Origin of the sequence: Nonomuraea ceibae, assembly GCF_019396325.1 — a bacterium.
Lineage (GTDB): Bacteria > Actinomycetota > Actinomycetes > Streptosporangiales > Streptosporangiaceae > Nonomuraea > Nonomuraea ceibae.
In genome coordinates, this window is sequence record NZ_JAHKRO010000056.1 from 34284 (window position 1) to 59716 (window position 25433).

Here is a 25433-nt window from a genome sequence, read left to right on the forward strand (position 1 = left end):
TGATCGTGCTCGGTGATCTGACGAACGCTGAAGCTAGCCAGGCCCGCGGCACGTGGTGGGCGGCTTGCCCGAAGGCTGGGCCGATCCTTACGCACGCGGGGCGCCGATGACCGGGGCGTGGAACGCGTGCGCCCGGGGGCCGACCGGCCTCCGGGCGCTGCGTGCGGGCTGTGGTCAGCCGCGCTGGACGGTGAGCTCGTCGTCGCCGAGATCGACGAGGACCTTGTCGCCGTCGACGACGTCACCGGCGAGCACGGCCCTGGCGAGCTTGTCGCCGATGGCCGACTGGACGAGCCGGCGCAGCGGCCGGGCGCCGTACAGCGGGTCGTAGCCGGTGAGCGCCAGCCATTCGCGGGCCGCCGGGGTGACGTCCAGGACGAGCCTGCGGTCGGCCAGCCGGCGGGCGAGCCGGTCGACCTGGAGGTCGACGATCCTGGTCAGCTCTTCGGAGCCGAGCGCGTCGAACAGGATGACGTCGTCGAGCCGGTTGAGGAACTCGGGCTTGAACGCGGCCCGTACGGCGGTCATGACGGCCTCGCGCTTGGCGCCGTTCTCGAGCTGGGGGTCGACGAGGAACTGCGAGCCCAGGTTGGAGGTGAGGATCAGGATCGTGTTGCGGAAGTCGACGGTGCGGCCCTGCCCGTCGGTGAGCCGGCCGTCGTCGAGCACCTGGAGCAGCACGTCGAAGACCTCGGGATGGGCCTTCTCCACCTCGTCGAGCAGCACGACCGTGTAGGGGCGCCGCCGGACGGTCTCGGTGAGCTGGCCGCCCTCCTCGTAGCCGACGTAGCCGGGGGGCGCGCCGACGAGCCGGGCGACGCTGTGCTTCTCGGCGTACTCGCTCATGTCGATGCGGGTCATCGCCCGCTCGTCGTCGAACAGGAACTCGGCCAGCGCCTTGGCCAGCTCGGTCTTGCCGACGCCGGTCGGCCCGAGGAACAGGAACGAGCCCGTCGGCCTGTCAGGGTCGGCGATGCCGGCCCGGCTGCGCCTGACGGCGTCGGAGACGGCCTGTACGGCCTGCTGCTGGCCGATCAGGCGCCGGCCCAGCTCTTCCTCCATCCGGAGCAGCTTGGCCGTCTCCGCCTCCAGCAGGCGACCCGCCGGGATGCCGGTCCAGGACGAGATCACCTCGGCGATGTCGTCGGCCCCGACCTCCTCCTTGACCATGGCGTTGTCGGGCGGCGCGGCCTCGGAGGCGGCCTTGATGGCCTGCTCCAGCCGGGGCACCTCGGCGTACATGATCTTGGACGCGGTCTCGAAGTCGCCGTCGCGCTGGGCCCGCTCGGCGGTGCCGCGCGCCTCGTCGAGCTGCTTCTTCAGCTCGCCGACCTTGTTGAGGCCGGCCTTCTCGTTCTCCCAGCGGCCGACGAGCGCGTTGAGCTCCTCCTGGCGGTCGGCGAGCTCCTGGCGGAGCCGTTCGAGGCGCTGTACGGAGGCGTCGTCGGTCTCCTTGGAGAGCGCGAGCTCCTCCATCTTCATCCGGTCGACGTTGCGCTGGAGCTGGTCGATCTCCACAGGCCGGGAGTCGATCTCCATGCGCAGCCGCGAGGCGGCCTCGTCGACCAGGTCGATGGCCTTGTCGGGCAGGAAGCGGTTGGTGATGTAGCGGTCGGACAGTGCGGCGGCGGCCACGAGGGCGCCGTCGGCGATCTGGACCTGGTGGTGGCCCTCGTAACGGCCCTTGAGGCCGCGCAGGATCGCGATCGTGTCCTCGACCGTGGGCTCGCCCACGTAGACCTGCTGGAAGCGCCGCTCCAGCGCCGGGTCCTTCTCGATGCGCTCGCGGTATTCGTCGAGCGTCGTGGCGCCGATCATGCGCAGCTCGCCGCGGGCCAGCATCGGCTTGAGCATGTTGCCCGCGTCCATGGCGCCCTCGGCGGCCCCCGCGCCGACGACGGTGTGCAGCTCGTCGATGAACGTGACGATCTGCCCCTCGCTCTCCTTGATCTCGGAAAGCACGGCCTTGAGCCGCTCCTCGAACTCGCCCCGGTACTTGGCGCCGGCCACCATCGCGCCCAGGTCGAGCGAGATGAGCCGCTTGTTGCGCAGCGACTCGGGCACGTCGCCGGCCACGATGCGCTGGGCAAGGCCCTCGACGACGGCGGTCTTGCCGACGCCGGGCTCGCCGATCAGCACCGGGTTGTTCTTGGTGCGGCGGCTGAGCACCTGGACGACGCGGCGGATCTCGGAGTCGCGGCCGATGACCGGGTCGAGCTTGCCCGCGCGGGCGCGCTCGGTCAGGTCGACGCCGTACTTCTGCAATGCCTGGTAGGTGTCCTCGGGGGTCTCACTGGTCACGCGGGCGTTGCCCCGTACCTTCTCGAACGCGTCGAGCAGCGCCTGCGGGGTCGCGCCCTGCGCCTTGAGCAGGTCGGCGACCGGGCCGCCGTCGGCCGCGAGGCCGACGAGCAGGTGCTCGGTGGAGACGTAGAGGTCTTCGAGACGGTTGGCGTGCTGGGCGGCGGTGTTCATCACCTTGAGGAGGTGACGGGAGCTCGACGGGGCGCCGACGGTGGCGCCCTGCGCCTTGGGCAGCGTCGCGAGCTGCTCCTCCGCCTTGGCGCGCAGTGTGCGCCAGTCGGCGCCGACGACGTCGAGCAGCGGCACGGCGGTGCCGCCCGTCTGGCCGAGCAGCGTGGTGAGCAGGTGAGCCGGGGCGATCTCGGGGTTGCCCTCGGCGGCGGCGCGCCTCATGGCACCCGCGAGAGCCTCCTGGCTCTTCTGGGTGAGCTTGTAGTCCATTGCTTTCTAGGCCCCCGGTGGCAGCTCGTAGCGGATCAGCGCCCTGACCATCTGCATCTCGGCGCGCAGCCGGTGAACCTCCTCGCGCAGTCGCAGCGCTTCGTTCTCCAGCTCCAGGATCCGCTTGATGCCGGCGAGGTTGATGCCCTCCTCCTGGGAGAGCCGCTGGACCTCGCGCAGCTGGACGATGTCGCGTGTGGAGTAGAGGCGGCCGCGCCCCGCGGTGCGGCCCGGGCACACGAGCCCGAGCCGGTCGTACTGCCGCAGGGTCTGCGGGTGCAGCCCCGACAGCTGCGCGGCCACCGAGATCACGTAGACGGGTGTGTCGTCTGAGAGATCGAAATAGTTGGCGTCCATCGGCTACTCGCTTCTGGCTCTCTGTATGAGATCAGCCCGCGGGTCCTCGGCCGCGGTCGCGGTGTTGAACTCCGTCAGGAGTTCGCGTGACTTGTCGTCCAGCGTCTTGGGCACGACGACCTCGACGCTGGCGAGCAGGTCTCCCTTGGTGCCGTCCTTGCGGGCGGCGCCCCGGCCGCGGACCCGGAACGTGCGCCCGTTGGGCGTGCCCGGCGGGATGCGCAGCGTGACGGGCATGCCCTTGAGGATGGGCACCTTGATCTCGGCGCCCAGAGCGGCCTCGGTGAACGTCACCGGCACGGTGATGGTCAGGTTGTCGCCCGACCTGCCGAACACGGCGTGCGGCTTGACGTGCGTCTGGATGTACAGGTCGCCCGCCGGGCCGCCGTTCTCGCCCGGTGCGCCCTTGCCCTTGAGCTTGACCCGCTGCCCGTCGGCGACCCCCGCGGGGATGCGCGCCTGGATCGTGCGGGTGCTCTTGGCCCGGCCGCTGCCCTCGCACACGGGGCAGGGGTCGTCCACGAGGAGGCCGCGGCCCTTGCAGTCGCGGCAGGGCTCGGAGAAGGCGAAGTTGCCCAGGTTGCGGCTTGCCGCGCCGGTGCCCTCGCAGGTCGGGCAGACCCGCGGGGTGGTGCCGGCCTTGGCCCCCGTGCCGCTGCACCCGGTGCACGCCGCCGAGCTGGTCAGCCGGAGCGAGACCGTGGTGCCCTCGACCGCCTCGGTGAACGAGAGCGTGACCTCGGACTCGATGTCCTGCCCACGCCGCGGCCTGGTCGCGCCGGTGCTGCGGGTGCCCGCGCCGCCCCGGTTGAACAGGCCGCCGAACAGGTCGCTGAAGCGCTCCCCGGCGCCCTGGCCGGGCTGCTGCTGCCCGGCCGTCCCCCCGAACAGGTCGCCGAAGTCGAACGGGAAGCCGCCGCCCGCGCGCTGGCCGCCCACCCCCGACCCGAACAGCGTGCGCGCGTCGTCGTACTCCTTGCGGCGCTTGCTGTCGGACAGGATGTCGTACGCCTCGGAGACCTCCTTGAACTTGGTCTCCTTGGACGGGTCACCCTGGTTGGTGTCGGGGTGATACTGGCGGGCCAGCTTGCGATAGGCCTTCTTGATGTCTTCGGCGCTGGCGGACTTGGGCACACCAAGGACGGCGTAGTAGTCCTTCTCCAGGTAGTCCTTGGTGCTCATCTAACGCCCTTCGTCCTCGTCAGTTGTCTTCGTCATCGGACGCCGAGGGGGCGTCCCCGGGCTCGGCGACCGCGACCCGCGCGGGGCGCAGCACCCGCTCGCCCATGCGGTAGCCCAGCTGCAGCACCTCGACGGCGGTCGGCTCGGTCACCTCCGGCGAGTAGCTGTGCATCAGGGCCTCGTGCACCGTCGGGTCGAAGGGGTCGCCCTTCTGGCCGTAGGGGCTGAGGCCGAGCTTGGTGAGCACCGATTCCAGAGACTCTGCCACCTTCGCGAAGCCTCCGGTGAGCTCACCGTGATCGCGGGCCCGGCCGATGTCGTCGAGCACGGGCAGCAGCTCGGTGAGCACTCCCGCCACGGCCAGCTCGCGGACCGCGACGCGGTCGCGCTCCACCCGGCGGCGGTAGTTGGTGTATTCGGCCTGAAGACGCTGGAGGTCGGCGGTCCGCTCGGCGAGCTGCGCCTGCAGCTCGCCGTCGACCGCGCCGTCCGCGGCGCTTCCGGCGGCCGGCGCGGGCGGCTGCTCGGCCTCCTCGGTCTCCTCGGCCTGCGTCCGCACCTCCCCGGTCTCCGGGTCGATCTTGCGATTGTCGCGGATCACCGGCTCATCGTGCCCGTTGTCACGCGGCGGCATCACTTGATCACTTGTCCTTCTTCGGCTCGTCGTCCACGATCTCGGCCTCGACGACGTCTTCGTCGGCCTTCTGCTCCTGACCAGGGGCGGAGGCGTCCTGCGGGGCGCCCTCGCCGCCGGCGGCCTGCTGGCCCTGGGCGTAGATCGCCGAACCCATCTTCTGGCTGACCGTGGCGAGCTTCTCGGCCGAGGTGCGGATGACGTCGGTGTCGGTGCCCTCCAGAGCCTTCTTCAGCTCGGCGAGCGCGTCGTTGACCTCGGTCTTGATGTCACCGGGGACCTTGTCGTCGTTCTCGCGGAGGAACTTCTCCGTCTGGTAGGCCAGGCCGTCGGCGTTGTTGCGGACCTCGGCCTCCTCGCGGCGCTTCTTGTCCTCCTCGGCGTAGGACTCGGCCTCGCGCATCATCCGCTCGATGTCGTCCTTCGGCAGCGCGGAGCCGCCGGTGATCGTCATCGTCTGCTCCTTGCCCGTGCCCAGGTCCTTGGCGGAGACGTTGACGATGCCGTTGGCGTCGATGTCGAAGGTGACCTCGATCTGCGGGATGCCGCGCGGCGCCGGGGCGATGCCGGTCAGCTCGAACGTGGCCAGCTTCTTGTTGTAGGAAGCGATCTCGCGCTCGCCCTGGTAGACCTGGATCTGCACCGACGGCTGGTTGTCCTCGGCCGTGGTGAAGACCTCGGAGCGCTTGGTCGGGATCGTGGTGTTGCGCTCGATGATCTTGGTGAAGATCCCGCCCTTGGTCTCGATGCCCAGCGACAGCGGGGTCACGTCGAGCAGCAGGACGTCCTTGACCTCGCCCTTGAGCACGCCGGCCTGCAGGGCGGCCCCGATGGCGACGACCTCGTCCGGGTTGACGCCCTTGTTGGGCTCCTTGCCGCCGGTCAGCTCCTTGACGAGCTCGGAGACGGCGGGCATGCGGGTCGAGCCGCCGACGAGCACCACGTGGGCGATGTCGGAGACCTTGATGCCGGCGTCCTTGATGACCTGGTTGAACGGGCCCTTGGTCCGCTCGAGCAGGTCGGCCGTCAGCCGCTGGAACTCGCTGCGGGTGAGCTTCTCGTCCAGGTGCAGCGGGCCCTCGGAGGAGGCCGTGATGTAGGGCAGGTTGATGTTGGTCTCGGACTGGCTGGACAGCTCGATCTTGGCCTTCTCGGCCGCCTCGCGCAGGCGCTGGAGCGCCATCTTGTCCTTGGCCAGGTCGACGCCGTGGGCGTTCTGGAAGCGCTTGACGAGCTCGTCGACGACGCGCTGGTCCCAGTCGTCACCACCGAGGTGGTTGTCGCCCGAGGTGGCCTTGACCTCGACGAAGCCGTGGCCGTCCTCCTGGCCGACGTCGAGCAGGGACACGTCGAAGGTGCCGCCGCCGAGGTCGAAGACCAGGATCGTCTGGTCCTCCTCCTTGTCGAGCCCGTAGGCCAGGGCGGCCGCGGTCGGCTCGTTGATGATGCGCAGCACGTTGAGGCCCGCGACGGTGCCGGCCTCCTTGGTGGCCTGGCGCTGGGCGTCGTTGAAGTAGGCCGGGACGGTGACCACCGCGTCGGTGATCTTCTCGCCCAGGTAGGCCTCGGCGTCCTGCTTGAGCTTCTGCAGCACGAAGGCGCTGATCTGCTGCGGGGAGAACTTCTTGCCGTCGATCTCCTGGGACCAGTTGGTGCCGATCTCGCGCTTGACCGAGCGGATCGTCCGGTCCACGTTGGTGACGGCCTGCCGCTTGGCGACCTCGCCGACCAGGACCTCGCCGTTCTTCGCGAAGGCGACCACGGACGGCGTGGTCCGCGAGCCCTGCGCGTTGGCGATGACGGTGGGCTCACCGCCCTCGAGGATCGAGACGACGGAGTTGGTCGTCCCAAGGTCGATACCTACCGCACGTGCCATGAGTACGTCCTTGTGGTCAAAGTTGAGTTGGTTGGACTCAACCTACGAATGTGTGCCGTCTTTGTCAAACGACTTGAGCCTACTCGGCTCAACCCCCGGCGCGCGAAAAAGCCCCCGAGTCTCCCGGGAGAGGGGGCGAGGAGGGGACTCCCGGGAGACGGCTCGAGGGCTCAGACGGGCGTGTTCATGTCCGACTGGATCCGGGCGGCGGTCAGGGGCTCGCTGTAGACGCGGACCTCGTCGATCAGGCCGTCGAAGTGCTCGCCCCACAGGCTGTTGCCGCCGATGCGCAGGGCTCCTCCGTCGGTGCGGATCGGCCCTCCGGCGGCCTGCTGGCTCACCTGCGTGCCGTTGACGTACAGCCGCAGCGTGGCGCCGTCGTAGGTGGCGGCCAGATGGCTCCAGGTGTTCAGCGGGAGCGAGGCCGTGCCGCCCGCGCCGACCTCGCCGGTGGTGTGGATGACGGCGTGCGGCCGGTCGGTGTAGCTCCCGGCCGACAGGACGTACGCCAGGTCGCCCGCGTACTCCTTCATGATCACCGTACGCCAGCTCGTCACGGTCGACGGCTTGACCCAGGCTTCCAGCGTCATGCCGGTGGTGAGGCGCAGGCCGGCCGAGTCGGCGACCGTGACCCAGCTCGACGAGCCGTTGAACGACAGCGCCTGGCCGTACCTGCCGGAGGCCGTCCAGGTGGCGTCCTTCAGCGTGCCGGCGTTGCCCAGGCCGGAGGAGTCGGCCGTGGTGGTCCCGGCGCCCTCGTTCATGCCGAGCGCCGCCACCAGGCCCTGGCTGCTGGGCGGCGCGGTGACGGCGGCCGCGTCCTCGGCGGACGGCGTGCTGGTGTTGCCCGCCGTGTCGAAGGCCACCACGCGGTAGTAGTACGTGCCCTCGGCCAGCCCCGGGTCGGTGAACGCGGTGGTCTGCGACGAGCCGACCTGGTTGGCTCCCGAGGGGGTGAAGCCGGAGGTGGCGGAACGATGGACGGTGTAGCCCTCGACGCCCCTGTCGTCCGTGGACGCGGTCCAGGCGAGCTGGGCGTGGCCGGGTCCGCCGGTGGCGGCGAGGGAGCCGGGGGTGCTCGGCGGCGTGGTGTCCGGCTCGGGCGTGGCGCCGATCGGGGTGGTCATGTCGAGCTGGATCTGGGCCGGGGTGAGCGCCCGGTCGTAGATCCTGACCTCGTCGATGAGGCCGTCGAAGAACTCGCCCCACAGGCTGTTGCCGCCGATGCGCAGCACGCCGCCGTCGGTGCGGATCGGGCCGCCCGCGGCGCGCTCGGCGGCCTGCGTGCCGTTGACGTACAGGCGCAGCGTGGCGCCGTCGTAGGTGGCGGCCAGGTGGCTCCAGGTGTTCAGCGGGAGCGAGGCCGTGCCGCCCGCGCCGACCTCGCCGGTGGTGTGGATGACGGCGTGCGGCCGGTCGGTGTAGCTCCCGGCCGACAGCGTGTAGGCCAGGTCGGTCCCGTACTGCTTCATGATCACCGTGCGCCAGCTCGTCACCGTCTCCGGCCTGATCCACGCTTCCAGCGTCATGCCGGTGGTGAGGCGCAGGCTGGCCGAGTCGGCGACCGTGACCCAGCTCGACGAGCCGTCGAAGGCCAGCGCCTTGCCGAACTTGCCGGTCGCCGCCCAGGTCGTGTTCGCCGCCGTGCCGGGGTTGCCGGCCGGGGAGGCGTCGCCGACGGCGGTGCCCGAGCCCTCGTTCATCGCGTACGCGGCCACCAGGCCCGCCGGGGAGTGCGAGGTCTCGAACGTCGCCGTGTAGGTGGCCGCCGACGCCGGGGCGGTGATGTTGTGCGTGGCCGCGCCGTCGTCGGACCAGGCGTCGAACGCCTGGTCGCCCTGCGGCGACGGCGCGGTGACGGAGTTGCTCGACCCGGCGATCACGGTCCGGGTGAACGGCGCGATCGTCTGCTCCTGGTTGAACCCGAGCCGCAGCCCCGGCGGGTCCGTCCTGAAGGTCAGCTCGACGGTCCTGGGCTGGAGCAGGACGCTCGCGGTGTCGGTCAGGCCGTGCCCGTCCTCGACGGTGAGCCGCAGCTCCAGGTGCGACGGATACTCGTGGTCGGGGGCCTGGAAGGAGCCGGACGCGCCGGTGTAGCGGGTGATCTCGTGCTCGTGGCAGGCGCCGGGGCAGTGGTGCATGATCAGCGTCCAGGTCATGCGGGAGCCGGGGATCGCGCCGTCCTCGGCGTCGGTCCCGGTGCCCGAGAAGCCGATCGTGTCGCCGACCGCCCAGGTCGTGGTGGCCGCCGGGGTGGTGATGGCGGCCGTGGGCGCGCTGTTGCCGACGTTGATGGTGACGGTGGCGTCGCCCTGCCCGCCCTTGCCGTCGTTCACCCGTAACCTGACCTGGTAGGACCCGTTCTGCGCGTAGGTGCGGGACGGGGTGGCGGAGGTCGAGTCGTCCAGCTCGCCGTCGCCGTCGAGGTCCCACGCGTAGGTGAGCGGGTCGCCGTCGGCGTCGCTGGAGCCCGTGCCGGAGAACGTCACGGCCAGCGGGGCCGCGCCGGAGGTCGGTGTCGCGTCGATCACCGCGGTGGGCGGGGCGTTGTCGTAGATGTAGCGCACGACCGCGCCGCCGTCGTGGTCGACGGCGAACAGGTCGCCGTTCGGCCCGCTCTCCAGCTCGACCGTGCCGATCCCGGTGTCGAACGCGGTCACCGTCGCCGGGTCCGGCAGCCCGTTCGCGCCCTCGGTCATCACCCAGACGCACCTGCGGCTGTAGTCGGAGAAGAACAGCGCGCCGTCGTACGCCTGCGGGTAGGGCCCACCTGGGTAGAAGGCGACGCCGCTGGAGGACGACTGGCCGCCGGGGGCGCACGGGTCGCCCGGGTAGAGGCGCTGGCCGTGGTTCCAGGCGAAGTGCGGCTTGGTGTGGGCCGCCGCGCCCTCGGCGTACAGGTTCTCGCACAGGGTCAGGTTGAGCGCGTCGTAGCCGTCCTCGCGGGGCGCGCCCTCGTAGCAGGGCCAGCCGAAGTTGGCCACGCCGCCCGTGGGGTCGGCCACGCGGTTGATCTCCTCGAAGGAGCCCCAGCCGACCTCGCCCGCCCAGATCTCGCCGGTGCCCGGCCGGTTGGTGATGCGGAACGGGTTGCGCAGGCCGTGGGCGACGATCCTGGCCACGTTCGGGTCGGCGGCGCCGGCGTTCGGGTTGCCGGGGGCGGCGGCGCCGGTGTCGGGGTCGATGCGGATGATGCTGCCGGCCAGCGTGGCCGGGTCGCCGCCGGTGCGCACGTCCTGGGAGCGCAGCGCGCCGCCCTCGGCCGCGGGCGGGGTGGGCGAGGTGCCCACCGCCGTCGGCGGGTCGCCGCACGGGTTGTCCGGTACGACGTCCGAACCGGGCAGGTTGTCCTGCCCATAGTCGGCGAACTGGAAGCTGGCCCCGTCGCCCGCCGAGGCGTAGAGCATGCCGTCGGGGCCGAACTGCAGGTCGCCGATGGAGTGGCTGGGGTACTGCTGGCACCAGTCGGTGATCAGGGGCGTCTCGGCGCCGGTGGGGGAGATGACCGACAGGCGGCCGGTGATGCGGCAGCCGTCCCCGGTCGGGCCGGGCGGCGAGGGGCACTCGTCGAAGTCGTCGTTCGCCTGCCCCCAGCGCGGCGCGCCGCCCCCGGGCTCGGCGTCGTAGGAGTAGAGCACGTACACGCGGGGGTCCTGCGGGAAGTCCGGGTGCAGGGCCAGGCCGAGCAGGCCGCGGTCCCAGAAGTCGTGCACCTTGGTGCGCAGGTCGGCGTAGACGGTGGGCGTGGTGTCCGTGAGCGAGTCGAAGACCTTGACGTAGCCGCCCTTCTCGGCCACGAACACCCGCCCGTCAGCGGCGAACTCGACGTTGGTGGGGCTGGTCAGCCCGCTGAAGATCGTCTGTTTCTCGAAGCGTTCCGGCAGGGCCTGCGCGGGCGGCGCGGCCAGCCCGATCAGTCCGGTGGTCATGAGGATGACGGGCAGCAGGGCACGAACGAGCCGCTTCACGGGTTCCCCCAGTCACGCACACCATCACCGGGGCGCCCCCGCGCCTTAGGTGCCTTGATCGATGTATCGCAACAAATCGATCAAATGTCACTGGGGTTGTCCGCATGTGGACATGTCAGGATTTGGCGCCGTCCACGATCTTCCGCTTGCCGACCGGGGCCTTGAGCTTGACCGTGGTCGTCTTCTCCACGGCCATCATGATGCAGGACACGCCCTTCGCCTTGGGCGAGGTGCCCTCGTACAGCGTGATCGTGACCCGCTTCCTCGTCTCCTTGACCTTGACGCGGTCCAGGACCGTGCAGGGCTCCACGCCCGACCACCACCTGAGCTGCACCTTGTGGCCCTTGGACACCGCCTTGGCCTTCGTCCAGCGGACCTTGCGCGTGTTGAGCGCGTCGCCGGTCGGCTTGACCGGCTTGGGCTTGGCGTCGGGCGGCGTGGTCGTGGCCACCGAGGCGCTGGTCACGGGCGCGCCGGGCGCCTTGGACAGCGGCCGCTCCTGCGGCGTGGCCGAGCCGCACCCGGTCGCGAGCAGCAGGCATCCGGCCACGAGAGTCGTCGTCACAGTGCGCATACCTCTACGACGGATCAGATCGGCCACCGGTTCAGCGTCGGCGAAGCTAGGGTTGTGGCGTGCTTCGTCAGGCCCTGCTCGCCGCATCCCGGAGCGACCGCGCCGAGCGCGTCGTGTCCGCCTCGCCGCTCACCGGCACCATGGTCAGGCGTTACGTCGCCGACGACGTCGGGGCCGCCGTGACGGAGCTGACCCGCAGGGGCCTGCTCGTCACCGTCGGCAGCCTCGTCGCCGAGGCCGGCGACCGGGCCGAGGCCGAGGGCAACGTCCTGGCGCACCAGCGGCTCGTCGAGAGCCTGCCCGCCGACGCCGACGCCGACGTGTCGGTCGACCTCACCGCGCTCGGGCTGCGCCTGTCGGAGCAGCTCGCGCTCGACAACGCGGCCACCCTCTGCGAGAGCGCCGCCGAGCGCGGCGTCACGCTCACGCTCGACGCGAGCGGGCCCGGCGCCGCCACCGGCCTGCACTCCATCCACGCCACCCTGCGCAAGGAGCACCCCGCCGTGGGCGTCGTGGTGCGCGCCGGCGAGCCCGGCTCCGCCGAGCGCTGCGCCCGCCTCGACGGCGCCCGCGTCCGGCTCGTCAAGGGCCCCCGCACCGCGCCCGCCGAGGTCGACCGCGCCTTCGCGCGCTGCCTGCGGGTGCTGATGTCCGGCGCCGGCTACCCGATGATCGCCACCCACGACCCCCGGCTGCTGCGCGTCACGGCCGCCCTGGCCGTCCTCGAAGGGCTCGAACCCGCCGGGTTCGAATACCAGATGCTGTACGGGGTCCGCCCCGACGAGCAGCGGCGCCTGGCCGGGCAGGGCGCGCGGGTGCGCGTCCACGTCCCCTACGGCGCCGGCTGGTATCCGTACCTGATGCGTCGCCTCGCCGAGCGGCCCGCCTTCTTCGCGCGCACGCTCCTGTCACGCCGATAGCCGCCGGTAGGCTGCGCACATGATTGCGATTCTCGGCACCGGCAAGATGGGCGAGGCGCTGCTGTCCGGGCTGCTGCGGGCGGGCTTCAAGCCCGGCGACGTGCTGGCCACCGCGCGCCGCGCCGAGCGCGCCCAGGCGCTGCGCGAGACCTACGGGGTCCGCACGGTGTCCAACACCGAGGCCGCCAAGTCCGCCGACACGCTCATCCTCGCGGTCAAGCCGCAGGACATGGCGGCGCTGCTGGCCGAGATCGCCCCCTGCGTGCCCGCCGACCGGCTGGTCATCACCGCCGCCGCCGGCATCACCACGGCCTTCGTCGAGCAGCGCCTCGGCGTCGACGCGCCGGTGGTCCGGGTCATGTCCAACACGCCCATCCGCTTCGACGAGGCGATGAGCGTGATCTCGGCCGGGTCCCACGCCGGCGAGGAGCACCTCAGGCTCACCGAGGACCTGCTCAGGCCGGTCGGCAAGGTGCTGCGCATCCCCGAGTCGCAGCAGGACGCCGCGACCGCGCTGTCGGGCAGCGGGCCCGCCTACTTCTTCTACCTGGTCGAGGCCATGGTCGACGCGGGCATCCTGCTCGGCATGCCGCGCGCCGCCGCGCTCGACATGGTCACCCAGTCGATCGTCGGGGCGGCCGTCATGCTGCGCGACTCGGGCGAGCACCCGGTGATCCTGCGCGAGGCGGTCACCTCGCCGGGCGGCACCACGATCGCCGCCATCGCCGAGCTGGAGCGCCACAGCGTGCGCGCCGCCTTCCTGGCCGCGATCGAGGCGGCCCGCGACCGGGGCCGCGAGCTCGCCGCCGGCTGAGGAGACCGCCTCGACACGGTCGTCCCCAGCCGGCGAGTCATGGGGTCAGGCGTCGCGCCGCCGCATCAGCACGGCCGCCACGACCAGCGTGACCGCGATCCAGGCGAGATAGACGCCGTAGCCGGACCACGGGCCCAGCGGGTTGTCCGGGTTCGGTGCTATCACCTGCAGGCCGGCGTTCGAGGTGAAGTGGTGGTGCACCGTCCTGCCCAGGTCGCCCGGCAGCATGGACGTGACCTGCGGCAGCACCAGGATCAGCGCGATCACCGACACGACCGCGCCCGGCGTGTGCCGGATCAGCGCGCCCAGGGCCAGCCCGAACAGCCCGCTCGCGGTCAGGTAGAGCGAGGTGCCGACCACCACCTGCGCGACGCCCGGGTCTCCGAGCGCCGCCGTCCCGAGGATGAGCGGTCCGCCCACCAGGAACGCCGCCAGGGCGGAGACCGCCGAGACCACCAGCGTCACGACGGTGAACACGACGATCTTGGCCGACAGCACCCGCAGCCGCTGCGGCACGGCCATGAACGTCGTCCTGATGGACCCCGTCCGATACTCGCTCGAGATCACCAGCACCCCGAACGTGGCGAGCGCGAGCTGCGCGAACAGCGTGCCCGACAGGGTGACCCTGGCGGCCTCGATCCCCGTGGGCGGCTCGCCCGCCGAGTTGGCGATCGACACGGTCAGCAGGATGCTGAACCCGATCAGCAGCAGCCCGGCGCAGGCCAGCGTCCACATCGTGGAGCGCACCGAGCGGATCTTGGTCCATTCGGACCGGATGACGTCCATCATGACGAGAACTCCAGGCTGTCCTTGGTCAGCTCCATGTACGCGGCCTCCAGCGAGGGCCGCACGAACGTCAGCTCCTCCAGCGGCAGTCCGGCCCGCGCGGTCGCGGTGCCGATCTCCAGCGGCTCCACCCCGGTCACCCGCAGGTGGTCCGGGTGCAGCTCGGCGCCCTTGATCAGCTCGGCGACCTCGGCCAGGCGCGGCGACCGTACGCGCACGTACCCCTGGGAGCTGCGGCCGATGAACTCCTGCACGCTCGTGTCGGCGATCAGCCGGCCCTTGCCGATCACCACCAGGTGGTCGGCGGTCTGCGCCATCTCGCTCATCAGGTGGCTGGAGACGAACACCGCGCGCCCATCGGCGGCCAGCTTGCGCATCAGCGTGCGGATCCACAGGATGCCGTCCGGGTCCAGGCCGTTGACCGGCTCGTCGAACAGCAGGATCTCCGGGTCGCCGAGCAGCGCGGCGGCGATGCCGAGGCGCTGCGACATGCCGAGCGAGAAGCCGCCGATGCGCCGCTTGGCCACCGTGCTCAGGCCGACCAGCTCCAGCACCTCCTCGACCCGGGCGGCCGGGATCGCGTTGCTCTGCGCGATGGCCAGCAGGTGGTTGCGGGCGCTGCGCCCGCCGTGCACCGCCTTGGCGTCCAGCAGCGCGCCCACCTTGCGCAGCGGGTGCCTGAGCTCCCCGTACGGCTTGCCGTCCACGAGCACGCCGCCGCCGGTGGGGCGGTCGAGTCCGAGGATCATGCGCATGGTGGTCGACTTCCCGGCGCCGTTCGGGCCGAGGAAGCCGGTCACCTGGCCGGGCTCGACGTCGAAGGACAGATCGGTCACGGCCGCGGTCTTCCCGTAATGCTTGCTCAGGTTCGTTGCCCGAATCGCGGTCATATGTTCAGGATGATCGGCGGCGCGGGCCGAATCTTCCTGCTGCGGGACAGTCCTGCGGGCGGGCCGGTAGGAGCGTGGTCCTACTCTCCTGGGTTGATCAGCCCCGCCTCGTAGGCGGCGATCACCGCCTGGGCCCGGTCCCTCACGCCGATCTTGGCGAACACGCTCGTCACGTGGTTCTTCACCGTCGAGGCGGACACGCCCAGCTCGGCCGCGATCTCCGCGTTGGACCTGCCGCGCGCGATCAGCACCAGGATCTGCCGTTCGCGGTCGGTCAGGCCGGTCAGCCCGGCCCGGTGCAGGGGCGCCGTGTGCCGTTGCGGCCGGGGCGCCCGCACGTAGGCGCCGATCAGGCGGGTGAGCAGCCGGGGGGCCACGGCCGCCTCGCCCCGGTGCACGATCCGTACGCCCTCGACCAGCTCCTCGGGGGAGACGTCCTTGGGCAGGAACCCGTCGGCGCCCGCCCGCAGCGCCGCCACCACGTTCTCGTCCAGGTCGAACGTGCTCAGCGCGAGCACCCGCACGCCCGGCACGCCGCCGGTGATCCGCTCGGTGGCGCGCACCCCGTCGAGGCCGGGCATGTGCAGGTCCATCAGCACCACGTCGGGCCTGAGCCGGGTGGCGAGGTCGACCGCCTCGTCACCGTCGGCGGCCTCGCCGACCACCGTCAGGTCGGGCTGGGCGTCGAGCATCAGCCGGAAGCCCTTGCGGACCAGCGCGTGGTCGTCCACCAGCAACACCGAGATCACGTCTTCTCCAGGGGGATGCGCGCGTGCACGCGGAAACCGCCTTCCAACCGGGGACCGGTCCATAACTGCCCGCCGCAGAGGGCGACGCGCTCGGCCATCCCGCCCAGCCCGAACCCCGCCGCCATCGGGTGCTTGGGGGCGCCGTCGTCGAGCACCTCGACCTCGATGGCACCCGGATCGTAGACCAGGCGGACGCTGGCCCGCGCGCCTTCGGCGTGCTTGCGGGTGTTGGTCAGCGCCTCCTGGACGATCCGGTAGACGGCGTGGTCGACGGTCGTGGGCAGCGGGACGGGCTCGCCGGTCACGACCAGGCTCGCGGGCAGCCCGGCGCTCCTGACCTCCTCGACCAGCGCGGGCAGCCGGGACGCGCCCACCCCGGTCGCGGCGTCGGAGCCGCCGCCGTCGTCGGCCCGCAGCACGTCGAGCAGCTCGCGCATCTCCGACAGCGCCTGGCGGGCGCTCTGCTCGGCCCCGGACAGCGCCTCGCGGGTCACCTCCTGGCCCGGCGCGAGCGTCGCCCGCGCCCCGCCGACCAGCGCGTTGATGACGCTCAGGTGGTGGGAGACCACGTCGTGCAGCTCGCGGGCGATCCGCCGCCGCTCGGCCCGCACCGCGCTCTCGGCGGCCTCCCGCTTGCCGCGCTCGCGCAGCTCGGCCCGTACGCGGTTGAACTGGCCCAGAACGACGGGGATGGCGATGAGGGTCAGGCCGGTCAGCCACGCGCCCTGAGGCTGCGGGCCGGGCTGGAAGCGGGTGGCGAGCTCGTTCGCGGTCGCGTAGAGGAGGGAGATCAGCCCGGCGGCGATCCAGACCGTGCGGCCGGAGGTGTAGCGGCCCAGGCTGTAGGCGGCGATCATGGTGACCGGGCTGCCGGGGGAGACGATGTCGGCGGAGACGGCGACGACGTCGAGCGCCGTGATCAGCGCCGCCGTCAGCACCGGCCGGTTGCGCCGCATCAGCAGCGGCGGCACGGTCAGCAGGTAGTGCAGGCTGAAGGTCATCGGCTGGCCCTGGGACAGGACGGCCAGCCCGCCGATGATCCCCGGCAGGAGGAGCGCGATCACGAGCGTGATGTCGAAGACCCGCGGACGCCGGAAGAACCGCCATGCGGCCTTGACGCGTCGCACGATGCGCATGGGATCGAGATTACGTCACGAAACTCCCGTGCGACCGGGCGATCCGGCTGGACCGGTGCCGTTGACGCTGCGGTAACGTCACCTCAAGGCGCGGGAAACGGGAGCATGCATGAGCCAGTCGGCACGGGTCATCTGGGACGACGCCCTCACCTCCTACGACTTCGGCCCCGGCCATCCGCTGGCTCCCGTCCGGGTGGCGCTCACGATGGAGCTGGCCAGGGCGCTCGGGGTGCTCGACAAGGTGGACCTGGCAGGCTGCGACCCGGCCACGGACGCCGAGCTGGCGATGGTGCACGACCCCGGTTACGTCGAGGCGGTCAAGCGCGTCTCCGCGACCGGGGCCCCCGACCTGTCGGTGGGGCTCGGCAGCAGCGACAACCCGGCGTTCGCGGGCGTGCACGAGGCGTCCGCGCTGATCGCGGGCGCGTCGCTGGCCGCCGCCCGGGCCGTCTGGGAGGGCGAGGCGGAGCACGCGGTCAACGTCGCGGGCGGGCTGCACCACGCGATGGCGGCCTCGGCCAGCGGCTTCTGCGTCTACAACGACCCGGCGCTGGCCATCGCCTGGCTGCTGCGCCAGGGCGCCAGGCGGGTCGCGTACGTGGACGTCGACGTGCACCACGGTGACGGGGTGCAGGCGGCCTTCTACGACGACCCGCGGGTGCTGACGATCAGCCTGCACGAGAGCCCGCTGACGCTGTTCCCCGGCACCGGCAGGCCGGGGGAGACCGGCGCCGAGGGCACCGCGGTCAACGTGGCGCTGCCCGCCGGGTGCGGCGACTCCGGCTGGCTGCGGGCCTTCCACGCGGTGGTGCCGCCGCTGCTGCGCGAGTTCGCGCCGGAGGTCCTGGTGACCCAGCACGGCTGCGACAGCCACGCGCTCGACCCGCTCGCCCACCTGATGCTCAGCCTCGACGGCCAGCGGACCGCCTACGCGGCCCTGCACCGGCTGGCGCACGAGACCGCCGGCGGGCGCTGGATCGCCACCGGCGGGGGCGGCTACGAGCTGGTCCAGGTGGTGCCGCGGGCGTGGACCCACCTGATCGCGGAGCTGTCGGGCCACCCGCTCGCCCCCTCCACCCCGACGGGCGAGGCCTGGCAACGGCTGGTACGGGAACGTACAGGCGAGACGGCCCCGCTCACCATGACAGACGGCCGAGACCCGGAATTTCAGGACATCTCACATGGTTATGACCCAGCGGACCCCATCGACCGTGCGGTCATGGCGACCCGGCACGCGGTGTTCCCCCTGCACGGCCTCGACCCGATGCCCTAAGGACACGCAGTGCTGACCCGCGACGAACTCCGCGAGCACCTGATCATGAGCCGCATCGCCGGCGACGTCGCGACCCCGCGCGAGAACAACCTGGATCACTACAGCTCGCTGGCCAACCGTGATCCCTACTACATGCTGGGGCTGACGTTCGACCAGCCGTGGACCTACCGCGACGTGCTGGCCCTGATGGCCAAGGCCGCGGGCGTGGTCGCCGACCCGGGCCACCGCTGGGGACAGGACACCATCGACCCCGAGCGGACCATCGACGCGCTCGACGCCATGGCCGACCGCATCGCCGCGGCGCTGTCGCAGGAGAGCCCGCGCGTGCTGTTCGCCACCGGGCACCCGACCGGCCTGCTCGCCGTCCACCTGCCGCTGGCCAGGCTCGCCGCCGAACGCGGGGCCGTGCTGCTGTCGCCCGCCGAGGGCTGGACCTACTCCGGCTCCGGGTTCGGGCGACCGCGCCGCATCCGCTATCTCGGCGACGTGGCGATGCTCGACGACAAGGGCGCGTTCGTCCACACCCACGACGCCGCGCCGATGGAGCACATGCTGGCCGAGCTGGGCGACGACCGGCCCGACCTGGTTATCGCCGACCACGGGTGGGCAGGGGCAGCGGGAGAGGCGGGAGTGCCCACTGTGGCTTTCGCCGACAGCAACGATCCCGGGCTCTTCGTCGGAGAGGCCGAGGGCAAGATCGATGTGGTGGTGCCGCTTGACGACAATGTGCTACCGCGCTACTACGCGCCGTTGACCGAACGACTCGTCACTCGAGTCTCACGAGCCCTATGAGTTGAAATCGGTCATCCCCATACCGTCTTTTCGCGCCTGCATTCCCAGAGGCTCGCCGTCCCTTTGCCAACTTTGGATGGAGCCCGGGCGACTCTTATAGGTGACAAATTGGACAGTTCCAACGTCCGATTGAGTGCTCGGTGCGATGTCTGGCCAGCGGCTTTGCGGGTTCGGCTGACAGGCGGCTGCGGGGACTGAGAAACTAGGGGGTTTGCGCGCTCGGAGTCCCGACTTACGCTGACGGCAGTACACGTGCGTGAGCAATGGCACCAGTGGGGATAACCCGGAAACACGTGCGGAAGAGGCGTCCGATGGCTGCAGGCGAAAGACCTCTCAGCGAGGTGAAGTTCCTGACGGTGGCCGAGGTGGCCACGGTCATGCGAGTGTCGAAGATGACCGTCTACCGGCTGGTGCACTCTGGTGAGTTGCCGGCCATCCGGGTCGGCCGCTCGTTCAGAGTGCCCGAGCAGGCGGTGCACGATTATCTTCGCGAAGCCTACATCGAAGCAGGGTGAGACAGGCGTAGCGGCGCGCCGGGCGCGCCGTGAATACGGTCGCGGGAGAGGCCCGGTCGCCGATTGCGGTGCCGGGCCCTCACCCCGAGGGGCGATCCACCGCCGATCGCCGGTAGTCTGTCACCCGGTGTGCGCTCGCACATCGATTCAGACTTGCTATCAGTACCTGGGGGTCCCGTGGGCTCTGTGATCAAGAAGCGCCGCAAGCGGATGGCCAAGAAGAAGCACCGCAAGCTGCTCAAGAAGACGCGCATCCAGCGGCGTAACAAGAAGTAAGACGACGCAGCTGCGAGGCGCTGATGACCCACACCGTGCTCGTCACCGGGGTCTCGCGCCACATCGGCGCCCGGGTGGCGAGTGTTCTCGCGGCCGACCCGGACATCAGCCGCGTCATCGGAGTGGACGCTGTGTCCGATGCAGGACCCGATTCTGTGTCCGACGCAGGGTCCGATGTTGCGTCCGATGGGCTGTCGCCTCCCCCGGGCAACCGGGACGACGGCACAGCCGGCCGGATCGAGTACGTACGGGTCGATCTGCGCAGCCCCGACATCGCTCAGGTGATCGCGGCCGCCGACATCGACACCGTCGTGCACATGAGCCTGGTGAGCGCTCCCTCGCGGAGCACCGGCCGGGCGGCCATGAAAGAGCACAACGTCATCGGCACCATGCAGTTGCTCGGCGCCTGCCAGCGGTCGGCGACGGTGCGCCGCGTGGTCGTCCGTTCCACCACCGCCGTCTACGGTTCCTCGCCCAGGGACCCGGCGGTCTTCACCGAGGACCTGGAGCCGCACGACGGCCCCAGCCACGGTTACGCCAAGGACGCGGTGGAGGTCGAGGGCTACGTGCGCGGTTTCGCGCGCCGCCGGCCCGACGTCACCGTGTCGCTGCTGCGTTTCGCCAACTTTCTCGGGCCGGGCGTCGACTCGCCGCTCACCCGTTACTTCACCCAGCCGGTGCTGCCGACCGTGTTCGGCTTCGACCCGAGGCTGCAGTTCGTCCACGAGGACGACGCGGTCGAGGTGCTGCGCCGGATGGCGACCGAGGATCACCCCGGCACGTACAACGTGGCCGGGGCCGGCGTGCTGCTGCTGTCGCAGTGCGTGCGCCGGGCCGGGCGGCTGTCGCTGCCCCTGCCCTCGCCCGCCTTCCGGCTCCTCGGCACCGCCGTGCGCCGCGCCGGGCTGGTCGACTACTCGCCCGAGCAGCTGCGGCTGATGAGCCACGGCCGGGCCGTCGACACCGCCGACCTGGAGGCCGAGCTGGGCTGGAAGCCCAAGTTCAGCACCGGGGCGGCGTTCGACGACTTCCTGCGCTCGCGCGAGCTGCGCCCGCTCGTGGGAGGTGCGCACCTGTGACGGCCGACCCCGTAGCGGACGGCACAGCCGACCCCGCAGCCGACCCCGCAGCTGACCGGACGGCCGAGCTGCTGGCGTTCCTGCGCAGGCGGCTCACCGGCGACTACGAGGTCGACGAGTTCGGCTACGACGCCGAGCTGACCGACAAGGTGCTGCTGGACCTGCTGCGGCCGCTCTACCGCCACTGGTTCCGGGTGGAGACCGCCGAGCTCAAGCACATCCCCGACGAGGGCGGCGCGCTCGTCGTCGCCAACCACGCCGGCACGCTGCCCGTCGACGCGCTCATGATGCAGGTGGCGCTGCACGACGAGGCGGGCCGGGCGCTGCGCCTGCTCGGCGCCGACCTGGTCTACCAGCTCCCGGTGCTCGGCCACCTGTCACGCAAGACCGGCCACACGCTGGCCTGCCCCGAGGACGCCGACCGGCTGCTGCGCAAGGGCGAGCTGGTCGGAGTGTTCCCCGAGGGCTTCAAGGGCGTCGGCAAGCCGTTCTCCGAGCGCTACAAGTTGCAGCGGTTCGGCCGCGGCGGCTTCGTCGCCTCGGCCATCCGCGCCGGGGTGCCGATCGTGCCGACCGCGATCGTGGGCTCGGAGGAGATCTACCCGAAGATCGGCGACCTGCCCTCGCTGGCCCGGCTGCTCGGGCTGCCCTACCTGCCGATCACGCCGTTCTTCCCGCTGCTCGGGCCGCTCGGGCTGGTGCCGCTGCCGTCGAAGTGGATGATCGAGTTCGGCGAGCCGATCCGGACCGACGAGTACGAGCCGGGCGCGGCCGACGACCCGATGCTCGTCTTCAACCTGACCGACCACGTCCGCGAGGTCATCCAGCAGCTGCTCGACCAGCTCAGGCTGCGTCGCGGCCACGCTTTCCCGCCGTTCCTCTAGAAAGTGCAACCGCTCCGGTCCGGCCGGTGTTCTTACGACCGATAGAGAACACCGAAAGGGACATGTCATGGATCTGCAGCTTTCCGGCCGCGTCGCGGTCGTCACCGGCGCCTCCAAGGGGATCGGCCTGGCCGTCACCCGCACCCTGGCCGAGGAGGGCGTCCACGTCGTGGCCGTCTCCCGCACCCGCGGCGACGACCTGCCCGAGCAGGCGCTGCACGTGCCCGTGGACCTGATGGACCCGGCGGCCCCCGCCGAGATCGTCGCCCGGGCCGTGGAGGCGTTCGGCGGCGTGGACATCCTGGTCAACAACGCGGGCGGGCCGCCCCCCGGCGTGACGCTGCCGCGCGTCGGCTTCCTGACGCCGGACGACGGCGACTGGCAGGCGATGTTCGAGTTCAACCTGTTCGCCGTGGTCCGCCTGATCCGCGCCACGCTGCCCGTCATGCTGGAGCGCGGTGGCGGCGCCATCGTCAACGTCTCCTCCGGCTCGGCCCGGCAGCCCGGCGCGATGAACGTCGACTACGGCGCCGCCAAGTCCGCCATGAACCACATCAGCAAGGCCCTGTCCGAGGAGTACGGCCCGCGCGGCATCCGGGTCAACACCGTCTCGCCCGGCCCGGTGCTGACCGACTGGTGGACCAAGGACGGCGGAGCCGCCGACGTCATCGCCGGGTTCGTCGGCGCCGACAAGGGCAGCGTGATCACCAAGGCGGCTCCCGAGATGATGCGCCTGGTCACCGGCCGCCTGGTGCACCCGCAGGAGATCGCCGACGCGGTGGCGCTGCTCGCCTCGCCGCGGTCGGCCAGCACCACGGGCGCCGACTTCGCCGTGGACGGCGGCTTCCTCAAGGAGCTGTAGGCCGCCCGCGTGAACCCCGGCGGCGGGTTGTGGCGAGATATCTTCGACCGATTCCCGCGCAGAAGGGCGGAGATGATCACACAACCCGCCGTCGCCAGGGGTGCGGACGCCGAACTGATCAACGCTTCGCTGACCGAACCCGAAGCGTTCGCCAACCTGTTCGACCGCTACTCCGCCATGCTCTACCGGTACGCCTCCCGGCGTCTGGGCCCCGAGCCCGCCGAGGACGTCGTCGGGGAGACGTTCCTGGTGGCCTTCTCCCGCCGCACCAGCTACGACCTGAGCTGCCCCGACGCCAGGCCGTGGCTGTTCGGCATCCTCACCAAGCTCATCTCCCGGCACCGCCGCACCGAGGCCGCCCGCTACCGCGCGCTGATGCGCGTCGCCGCCGACCGGGACGTGGAGTCGCCCGCCGACCGGGTGGCCGCCGGCGTGAGCGCGCAGGCGGCCGGTCCCGGCCTCGCCAGCGCGCTGGCCGCGCTGCCCGCCAAGGACCGCGACGTCCTGCTGCTCATCGCCTGGGGCGATCTCACGTACGAGGAGGCCGCGCGGGCGCTCGGCATCCCGATCGGGACCGTGCGCTCCCGCCTCAACCGGGGCAGGCGGAAGGTACGCGCGGCGCTCGGCGACACCAATCCGCTGCTGGGGGAGGAGTGACGATGGACGATCTGAAGCTGCTGCGTGACTTCGGCCGGCAACTGGAGCACGAGCCGCCTCCCACGCTGGTCCGCCAGCGTGACCGCCTGCTGCGGTCGGGGACCCGCGGGCCGGGGCGGCGCAGGCTCGGCTGGATGACGGCCGGGCTGGTCGCGGCCGCCACCGCGCTGGCCGTGGCCGTGCCCGCGCTGCTGGTCGGCGGCCACAACACGGCGGGCGTCGCCACGGGGCCGCTCGGGGCGAAGGCGACCGGCGCGCTCAACGTGCTGCTGGTCGGCACCGACAGCCAGGCGGGCACCGAGCGCTTCCGCAACGGCGCGCGTACCGACGCGATGATGCTCGTCCACCTGACCGCCGACCGCGAGAAGGTCACGGTCCTCAGCATCCCCCGCGACTCGCTGGTGAAGATCCCGTCGTGCGGTGGCAAGCCGGCGCGGGAGGGAATGATCAACTCCGCCTACGACACCGGCGGGATGGCGTGCGCGGTCAAGACCGTCGAGTCGCTGACCGAGGTGCGCGTCGATCACACGGTCGAGGTGGACTTCTCCGGGTTCGCCGCCCTGGTGGACGCGCTCGGCGGCGTCGAGGTCAAGCTGCCGCAGGCGGTGGACGACCGGGCCGCCAAGCTGCGCCTGCCCGCGGGCCGGCAAGAGCTCGACGGTGAGCAGGCCGTCGGCTACATGAGGCTGCGTCACGTCGGCGACGGCTCCGACATCGCCCGCATAAAGCGCCAGCACGCGGTGGTGATGGCCATGCTGAAGAAGGCGAAGAGCGAGCTGGCCGACCCGGACCGGCTGCGGGAGTTCGTGACGGCGGCGTCACGGGCGGTCAGGACGGACGCGGGGCTGAACGTGGACACGCTGATCGAGCTGGCCGGCGCGGTGCGGGGGAGCAAGGTCAGCCTCGTGACGGTCCCTTGGCGCCCCCACCCGGAGGACCCGAGACGGGTGGCCTGGCAGCAGCCGGACGCCGACCGGCTCTTCGCCCGCTTCCGCTGACGGACCGGCGAGCGCGCGGGGTCAGCGGGAGGAGCGGTAGTGGCGGCGCAGGGCCAGGCCGGCGGCCACTCCTCCCGCCACGGCGCCGACCCCGGCGGCGATCGGCAGCGCCGTCATCGTGGCCTTGCGGCCGGTGCGGAAGTCCTTGATCGGCCAGTCGTGCTTCCTGGCGTGCTCGCGCAGCTCGCTGTCGGGGTTGATGGCCACCGCCTGCCCGACCAGCGACAGCATGGGCAGGTCGTTGGAGGAGTCGCTGTAGGCGGTGCACCGGGTCAGGTCGAGGCCCTCGCGGCGGGCCAGCGCGCGCACCGCCTCGGCCTTGGCCGGGCCGTGCAGCAGGTCGCCGACCAGGCGGCCGGTGTAGATGCCCTCGCTGGTCTCCGCCACCGTGCCGAGCGCGCCGGTCAGGCCCAGCCGCTGGGCGATCACCCGGGCCAGCTCGACCGGCGTGGCCGTCACCAGCCACACGCGCTGCCCCTGGTCGAGATGGCTCTGCGCGAGCGCCCTGGTGCCGCCCCAGATGCGGTCGGCCATGACCTCGTCGTAGATCTCCTCGCCCAGCCTGACGACGTCGTCGACCTTGGCCCCGGCGACGAACGCCAGCGCCGTCTCGCGGGCCACCGCGATGTGCTCGGGGTTCTCGTTGCCGCGCATGCGGAAGACGGCCTGCCCGACGGCGAACTTGAACAGGTCGGAGGTGTTGAACATGCCCCGCGTCGCCAGCCCCCTGGCGAAGTGGTAGATCGACGCCCCGCGCATCATCGTGTTGTCGACGTCGAAGAAGGCCGCGGCCTGGAGGTCGGGCTCGGCGGGAGGCGCCACGACGGCGGCCGCCGCGGCGGCCTCACCGGCGATCTCCGCCTCGACCTCGTGTCGTCGTCGGATTAGGCGCCACATGGGCCTCAGCTTACCTAGGCGGGACGAGCCCCTCGATGTAGTCCAGGTAGCCGACCGCCTGGTCCTGCTGCGGGCCGTCGAGGCGTTCGAGCATCGGCCCGACCATGTTGCGCTGGTCCTCGGCGAACTTGTCGATCTTGGGGGAGCGCGGCTCGGCGCGGCGGAGCCTGCTGATGCCGGCCCGGGTCGCGCGCTCCATGTCCTTGAGCGTCCTGCTGACGAGCGGGCCGGCCTCCGACGAGCCGAGGAGCTGGGCGACCTCCTCGGCGCGCGTCTTGGCCGACACCAGCTCGCGCTCGCCCCGTACGACGTCGTCGGTGCTGAGGCGGACCAGCGTGCTCTCGGCGGCGCGCTTGAGCGGGTAGAGGGCGTCGCCGGGCACCGAGTCGTACGTGACGACCGCGGTCAGCATCATCGCGGTCACCAGCCCGAACGAGACCAGCGCGGAGGCGGGCGAGCGCCGCCGAGGGCGCGGCCTGCGGCGGGAGTGACGCCCGCCGGCCCGGCTCGCCGAGCGCGGCCGGGCCGCGGCCCCGGCGGCCCTCGCGGTGGCTGCCGTGGTGGCCGCC

General features: G+C 71.6%; 23 protein-coding genes and 1 pseudogene. 11 read left to right on the top strand and 13 right to left on the bottom strand.

All coding sequences use genetic code 11. The features are described from left to right. Positions 1-174: 174 nt before the first annotated feature. The 7 genes and pseudogenes from clpB to KME80_RS29215 all read right to left on the bottom strand — a co-directional run bounded on the left by clpB (position 175) and on the right by KME80_RS29215 (position 11327). Positions 175-2745 carry an ATP-dependent chaperone ClpB gene (gene clpB, locus KME80_RS29185; RefSeq protein WP_219509583.1) on the bottom strand — a complete coding sequence of 857 codons (2571 nt, stop codon included), beginning with the start codon at positions 2743-2745 and terminating at the stop codon, positions 175-177. Between the two features lie 33 nt (positions 2746-2778). Further along, positions 2779-3102 (bottom strand): annotated as a pseudogene (locus tag KME80_RS29190) (heat shock protein transcriptional repressor HspR); the annotation flags it as partial. Positions 3103-3105: 3 nt separating this feature from the next. Beyond that, the gene (gene dnaJ, locus KME80_RS29195) at positions 3106-4284 is read right to left on the bottom strand and encodes a molecular chaperone DnaJ (protein WP_219509584.1); all 1179 of its coding nucleotides are present in this window, start codon (positions 4282-4284) and stop codon (positions 3106-3108) included. Positions 4285-4303: 19 nt separating this feature from the next. Continuing rightward, a complete protein-coding gene (gene grpE, locus KME80_RS29200; protein ID WP_219509585.1) occupies positions 4304-4918 on the bottom strand; it encodes a nucleotide exchange factor GrpE in 615 nt (204 codons plus the stop codon). Between the two features lie 7 nt (positions 4919-4925). Next, complete coding sequence (dnaK, locus tag KME80_RS29205; RefSeq protein WP_219509586.1) at positions 4926-6794, bottom strand: molecular chaperone DnaK; 1869 nt, start codon at positions 6792-6794, stop codon at positions 4926-4928. Positions 6795-6964: 170 nt separating this feature from the next. Next, on the bottom strand, positions 6965-10762 hold the full coding sequence (locus tag KME80_RS29210) for a LamG-like jellyroll fold domain-containing protein (RefSeq protein ID WP_219509587.1): 3798 nt from the start codon (positions 10760-10762) through the stop codon (positions 6965-6967). Between the two features lie 115 nt (positions 10763-10877). Further along, positions 10878-11327, bottom strand: coding sequence for a hypothetical protein (locus KME80_RS29215; protein ID WP_308125976.1), 450 nt, complete (start codon positions 11325-11327; stop codon positions 10878-10880). Positions 11328-11395: 68 nt separating this feature from the next. Between KME80_RS29215 and KME80_RS29220 the strand changes: the two genes are divergently transcribed. Continuing rightward, entirely contained in the window at positions 11396-12256 is an 861-nt protein-coding gene (locus KME80_RS29220; RefSeq protein ID WP_308125977.1) for a proline dehydrogenase family protein, read from the top strand. A 19-nt stretch (positions 12257-12275) separates the two neighbouring features. After that, entirely contained in the window at positions 12276-13070 is a 795-nt protein-coding gene (gene proC, locus KME80_RS29225) for a pyrroline-5-carboxylate reductase (protein ID WP_219509588.1), read from the top strand. Between the two features lie 45 nt (positions 13071-13115). Here the strand turns inward: proC and KME80_RS29230 are convergent, their stop codons facing one another. The 4 genes from KME80_RS29230 to KME80_RS29245 form a co-directional block, all read right to left on the bottom strand. Beyond that, the gene (locus KME80_RS29230) at positions 13116-13859 is read right to left on the bottom strand and encodes an ABC transporter permease (protein ID WP_219509589.1); all 744 of its coding nucleotides are present in this window, start codon (positions 13857-13859) and stop codon (positions 13116-13118) included. After that, entirely contained in the window at positions 13856-14746 is an 891-nt protein-coding gene (locus tag KME80_RS29235; protein WP_219509590.1) for an ABC transporter ATP-binding protein, read from the bottom strand. The genes KME80_RS29230 and KME80_RS29235 overlap by 4 nt, the downstream gene beginning before the upstream one ends. Before the next feature lie 80 nt (positions 14747-14826). Continuing rightward, positions 14827-15495 (bottom strand): response regulator, encoded by a 669-nt coding sequence (locus KME80_RS29240; RefSeq protein ID WP_219509591.1) that lies wholly within the window; start codon positions 15493-15495, stop codon positions 14827-14829. Further along, the gene (locus KME80_RS29245) at positions 15492-16631 is read right to left on the bottom strand and encodes a sensor histidine kinase (protein ID WP_219509592.1); all 1140 of its coding nucleotides are present in this window, start codon (positions 16629-16631) and stop codon (positions 15492-15494) included. The genes KME80_RS29240 and KME80_RS29245 overlap by 4 nt, the downstream gene beginning before the upstream one ends. A 109-nt stretch (positions 16632-16740) precedes the next feature. Here KME80_RS29245 and KME80_RS29250 point away from each other — a divergent pair, with 109 nt between their 5' ends. The 9 genes from KME80_RS29250 (at position 16741) to KME80_RS29290 (ending at position 23967) form a co-directional block, all read left to right on the top strand. Then, positions 16741-17904: an acetoin utilization protein AcuC gene (locus KME80_RS29250; RefSeq protein ID WP_219509593.1), complete on the top strand. Its 1164-nt coding sequence runs from the start codon at positions 16741-16743 to the stop codon at positions 17902-17904. A 9-nt stretch (positions 17905-17913) separates the two neighbouring features. Then, the gene (locus tag KME80_RS29255; RefSeq protein ID WP_219509594.1) at positions 17914-18696 is read left to right on the top strand and encodes a phosphatase; all 783 of its coding nucleotides are present in this window, start codon (positions 17914-17916) and stop codon (positions 18694-18696) included. Positions 18697-19007: 311 nt separating this feature from the next. Then, entirely contained in the window at positions 19008-19211 is a 204-nt protein-coding gene (locus KME80_RS29260; RefSeq protein WP_043629748.1) for a helix-turn-helix domain-containing protein, read from the top strand. 177 nt (positions 19212-19388) lie between these two features. After that, complete coding sequence (locus KME80_RS29265) at positions 19389-19487, top strand: 30S ribosomal protein bS22 (RefSeq protein WP_018654693.1); 99 nt, start codon at positions 19389-19391, stop codon at positions 19485-19487. 23 nt (positions 19488-19510) lie between these two features. After that, positions 19511-20566, top strand: a complete 1056-nt coding sequence (locus KME80_RS29270) for an NAD-dependent epimerase/dehydratase family protein (RefSeq protein ID WP_219509595.1) — start codon at positions 19511-19513, stop codon at positions 20564-20566. Continuing rightward, positions 20563-21450 carry a lysophospholipid acyltransferase family protein gene (locus KME80_RS29275; RefSeq protein WP_219509596.1) on the top strand — a complete coding sequence of 296 codons (888 nt, stop codon included), beginning with the start codon at positions 20563-20565 and terminating at the stop codon, positions 21448-21450. The genes KME80_RS29270 and KME80_RS29275 overlap by 4 nt, the downstream gene beginning before the upstream one ends. A gap of 67 nt (positions 21451-21517) precedes the next feature. Further along, positions 21518-22312 (top strand): SDR family NAD(P)-dependent oxidoreductase, encoded by a 795-nt coding sequence (locus KME80_RS29280; RefSeq protein ID WP_219509597.1) that lies wholly within the window; start codon positions 21518-21520, stop codon positions 22310-22312. 72 nt (positions 22313-22384) lie between these two features. Next, on the top strand, positions 22385-22969 hold the full coding sequence (locus tag KME80_RS29285; RefSeq protein ID WP_219509598.1) for an RNA polymerase sigma factor: 585 nt from the start codon (positions 22385-22387) through the stop codon (positions 22967-22969). A 2-nt stretch (positions 22970-22971) separates the two neighbouring features. After that, positions 22972-23967, top strand: a complete 996-nt coding sequence (locus tag KME80_RS29290; protein WP_219509599.1) for an LCP family protein — start codon at positions 22972-22974, stop codon at positions 23965-23967. A gap of 21 nt (positions 23968-23988) precedes the next feature. Here the strand turns inward: KME80_RS29290 and KME80_RS29295 are convergent, their stop codons facing one another. Together KME80_RS29295 and KME80_RS29300 are read right to left on the bottom strand one after the other, a co-directional pair. Next, complete coding sequence (locus KME80_RS29295; RefSeq protein WP_219509600.1) at positions 23989-24864, bottom strand: HAD family hydrolase; 876 nt, start codon at positions 24862-24864, stop codon at positions 23989-23991. Between the two features lie 10 nt (positions 24865-24874). Continuing rightward, positions 24875-25433, bottom strand: a 559-nt coding sequence (locus KME80_RS29300; RefSeq protein ID WP_219509601.1) for a DUF5667 domain-containing protein, incomplete at its 5' end; no start/stop codon positions are given.

What these genes read in the sequence shown, in the direction of transcription:
- KME80_RS29295 (WP_219509600.1), bottom strand. Translation starts at nt 24,864, where the DNA reads ATGTGGCGCCTAATCCGACGACGACACGAGGTCGAGGCGGAGATCGCC.
- proC (WP_219509588.1), top strand. Translation starts at nt 12,276, where the DNA reads ATGATTGCGATTCTCGGCACCGGCAAGATGGGCGAGGCGCTGCTGTCC.
- KME80_RS29245 (WP_219509592.1), bottom strand. Translation starts at nt 16,631, where the DNA reads ATGCGCATCGTGCGACGCGTCAAGGCCGCATGGCGGTTCTTCCGGCGT.
- KME80_RS29260 (WP_043629748.1), top strand. Translation starts at nt 19,008, where the DNA reads ATGGCTGCAGGCGAAAGACCTCTCAGCGAGGTGAAGTTCCTGACGGTG.
- KME80_RS29270 (WP_219509595.1), top strand. Translation starts at nt 19,511, where the DNA reads ATGACCCACACCGTGCTCGTCACCGGGGTCTCGCGCCACATCGGCGCC.
- KME80_RS29250 (WP_219509593.1), top strand. Translation starts at nt 16,741, where the DNA reads ATGAGCCAGTCGGCACGGGTCATCTGGGACGACGCCCTCACCTCCTAC.
- KME80_RS29230 (WP_219509589.1), bottom strand. Translation starts at nt 13,859, where the DNA reads ATGATGGACGTCATCCGGTCCGAATGGACCAAGATCCGCTCGGTGCGC.
- clpB (WP_219509583.1), bottom strand. Translation starts at nt 2,745, where the DNA reads ATGGACTACAAGCTCACCCAGAAGAGCCAGGAGGCTCTCGCGGGTGCC.
- KME80_RS29235 (WP_219509590.1), bottom strand. Translation starts at nt 14,746, where the DNA reads ATGACCGCGATTCGGGCAACGAACCTGAGCAAGCATTACGGGAAGACC.
- grpE (WP_219509585.1), bottom strand. Translation starts at nt 4,918, where the DNA reads ATGCCGCCGCGTGACAACGGGCACGATGAGCCGGTGATCCGCGACAAT.
- KME80_RS29290 (WP_219509599.1), top strand. Translation starts at nt 22,972, where the DNA reads ATGGACGATCTGAAGCTGCTGCGTGACTTCGGCCGGCAACTGGAGCAC.
- dnaK (WP_219509586.1), bottom strand. Translation starts at nt 6,794, where the DNA reads ATGGCACGTGCGGTAGGTATCGACCTTGGGACGACCAACTCCGTCGTC.
- KME80_RS29285 (WP_219509598.1), top strand. Translation starts at nt 22,385, where the DNA reads ATGATCACACAACCCGCCGTCGCCAGGGGTGCGGACGCCGAACTGATC.
- KME80_RS29280 (WP_219509597.1), top strand. Translation starts at nt 21,518, where the DNA reads ATGGATCTGCAGCTTTCCGGCCGCGTCGCGGTCGTCACCGGCGCCTCC.
- dnaJ (WP_219509584.1), bottom strand. Translation starts at nt 4,284, where the DNA reads ATGAGCACCAAGGACTACCTGGAGAAGGACTACTACGCCGTCCTTGGT.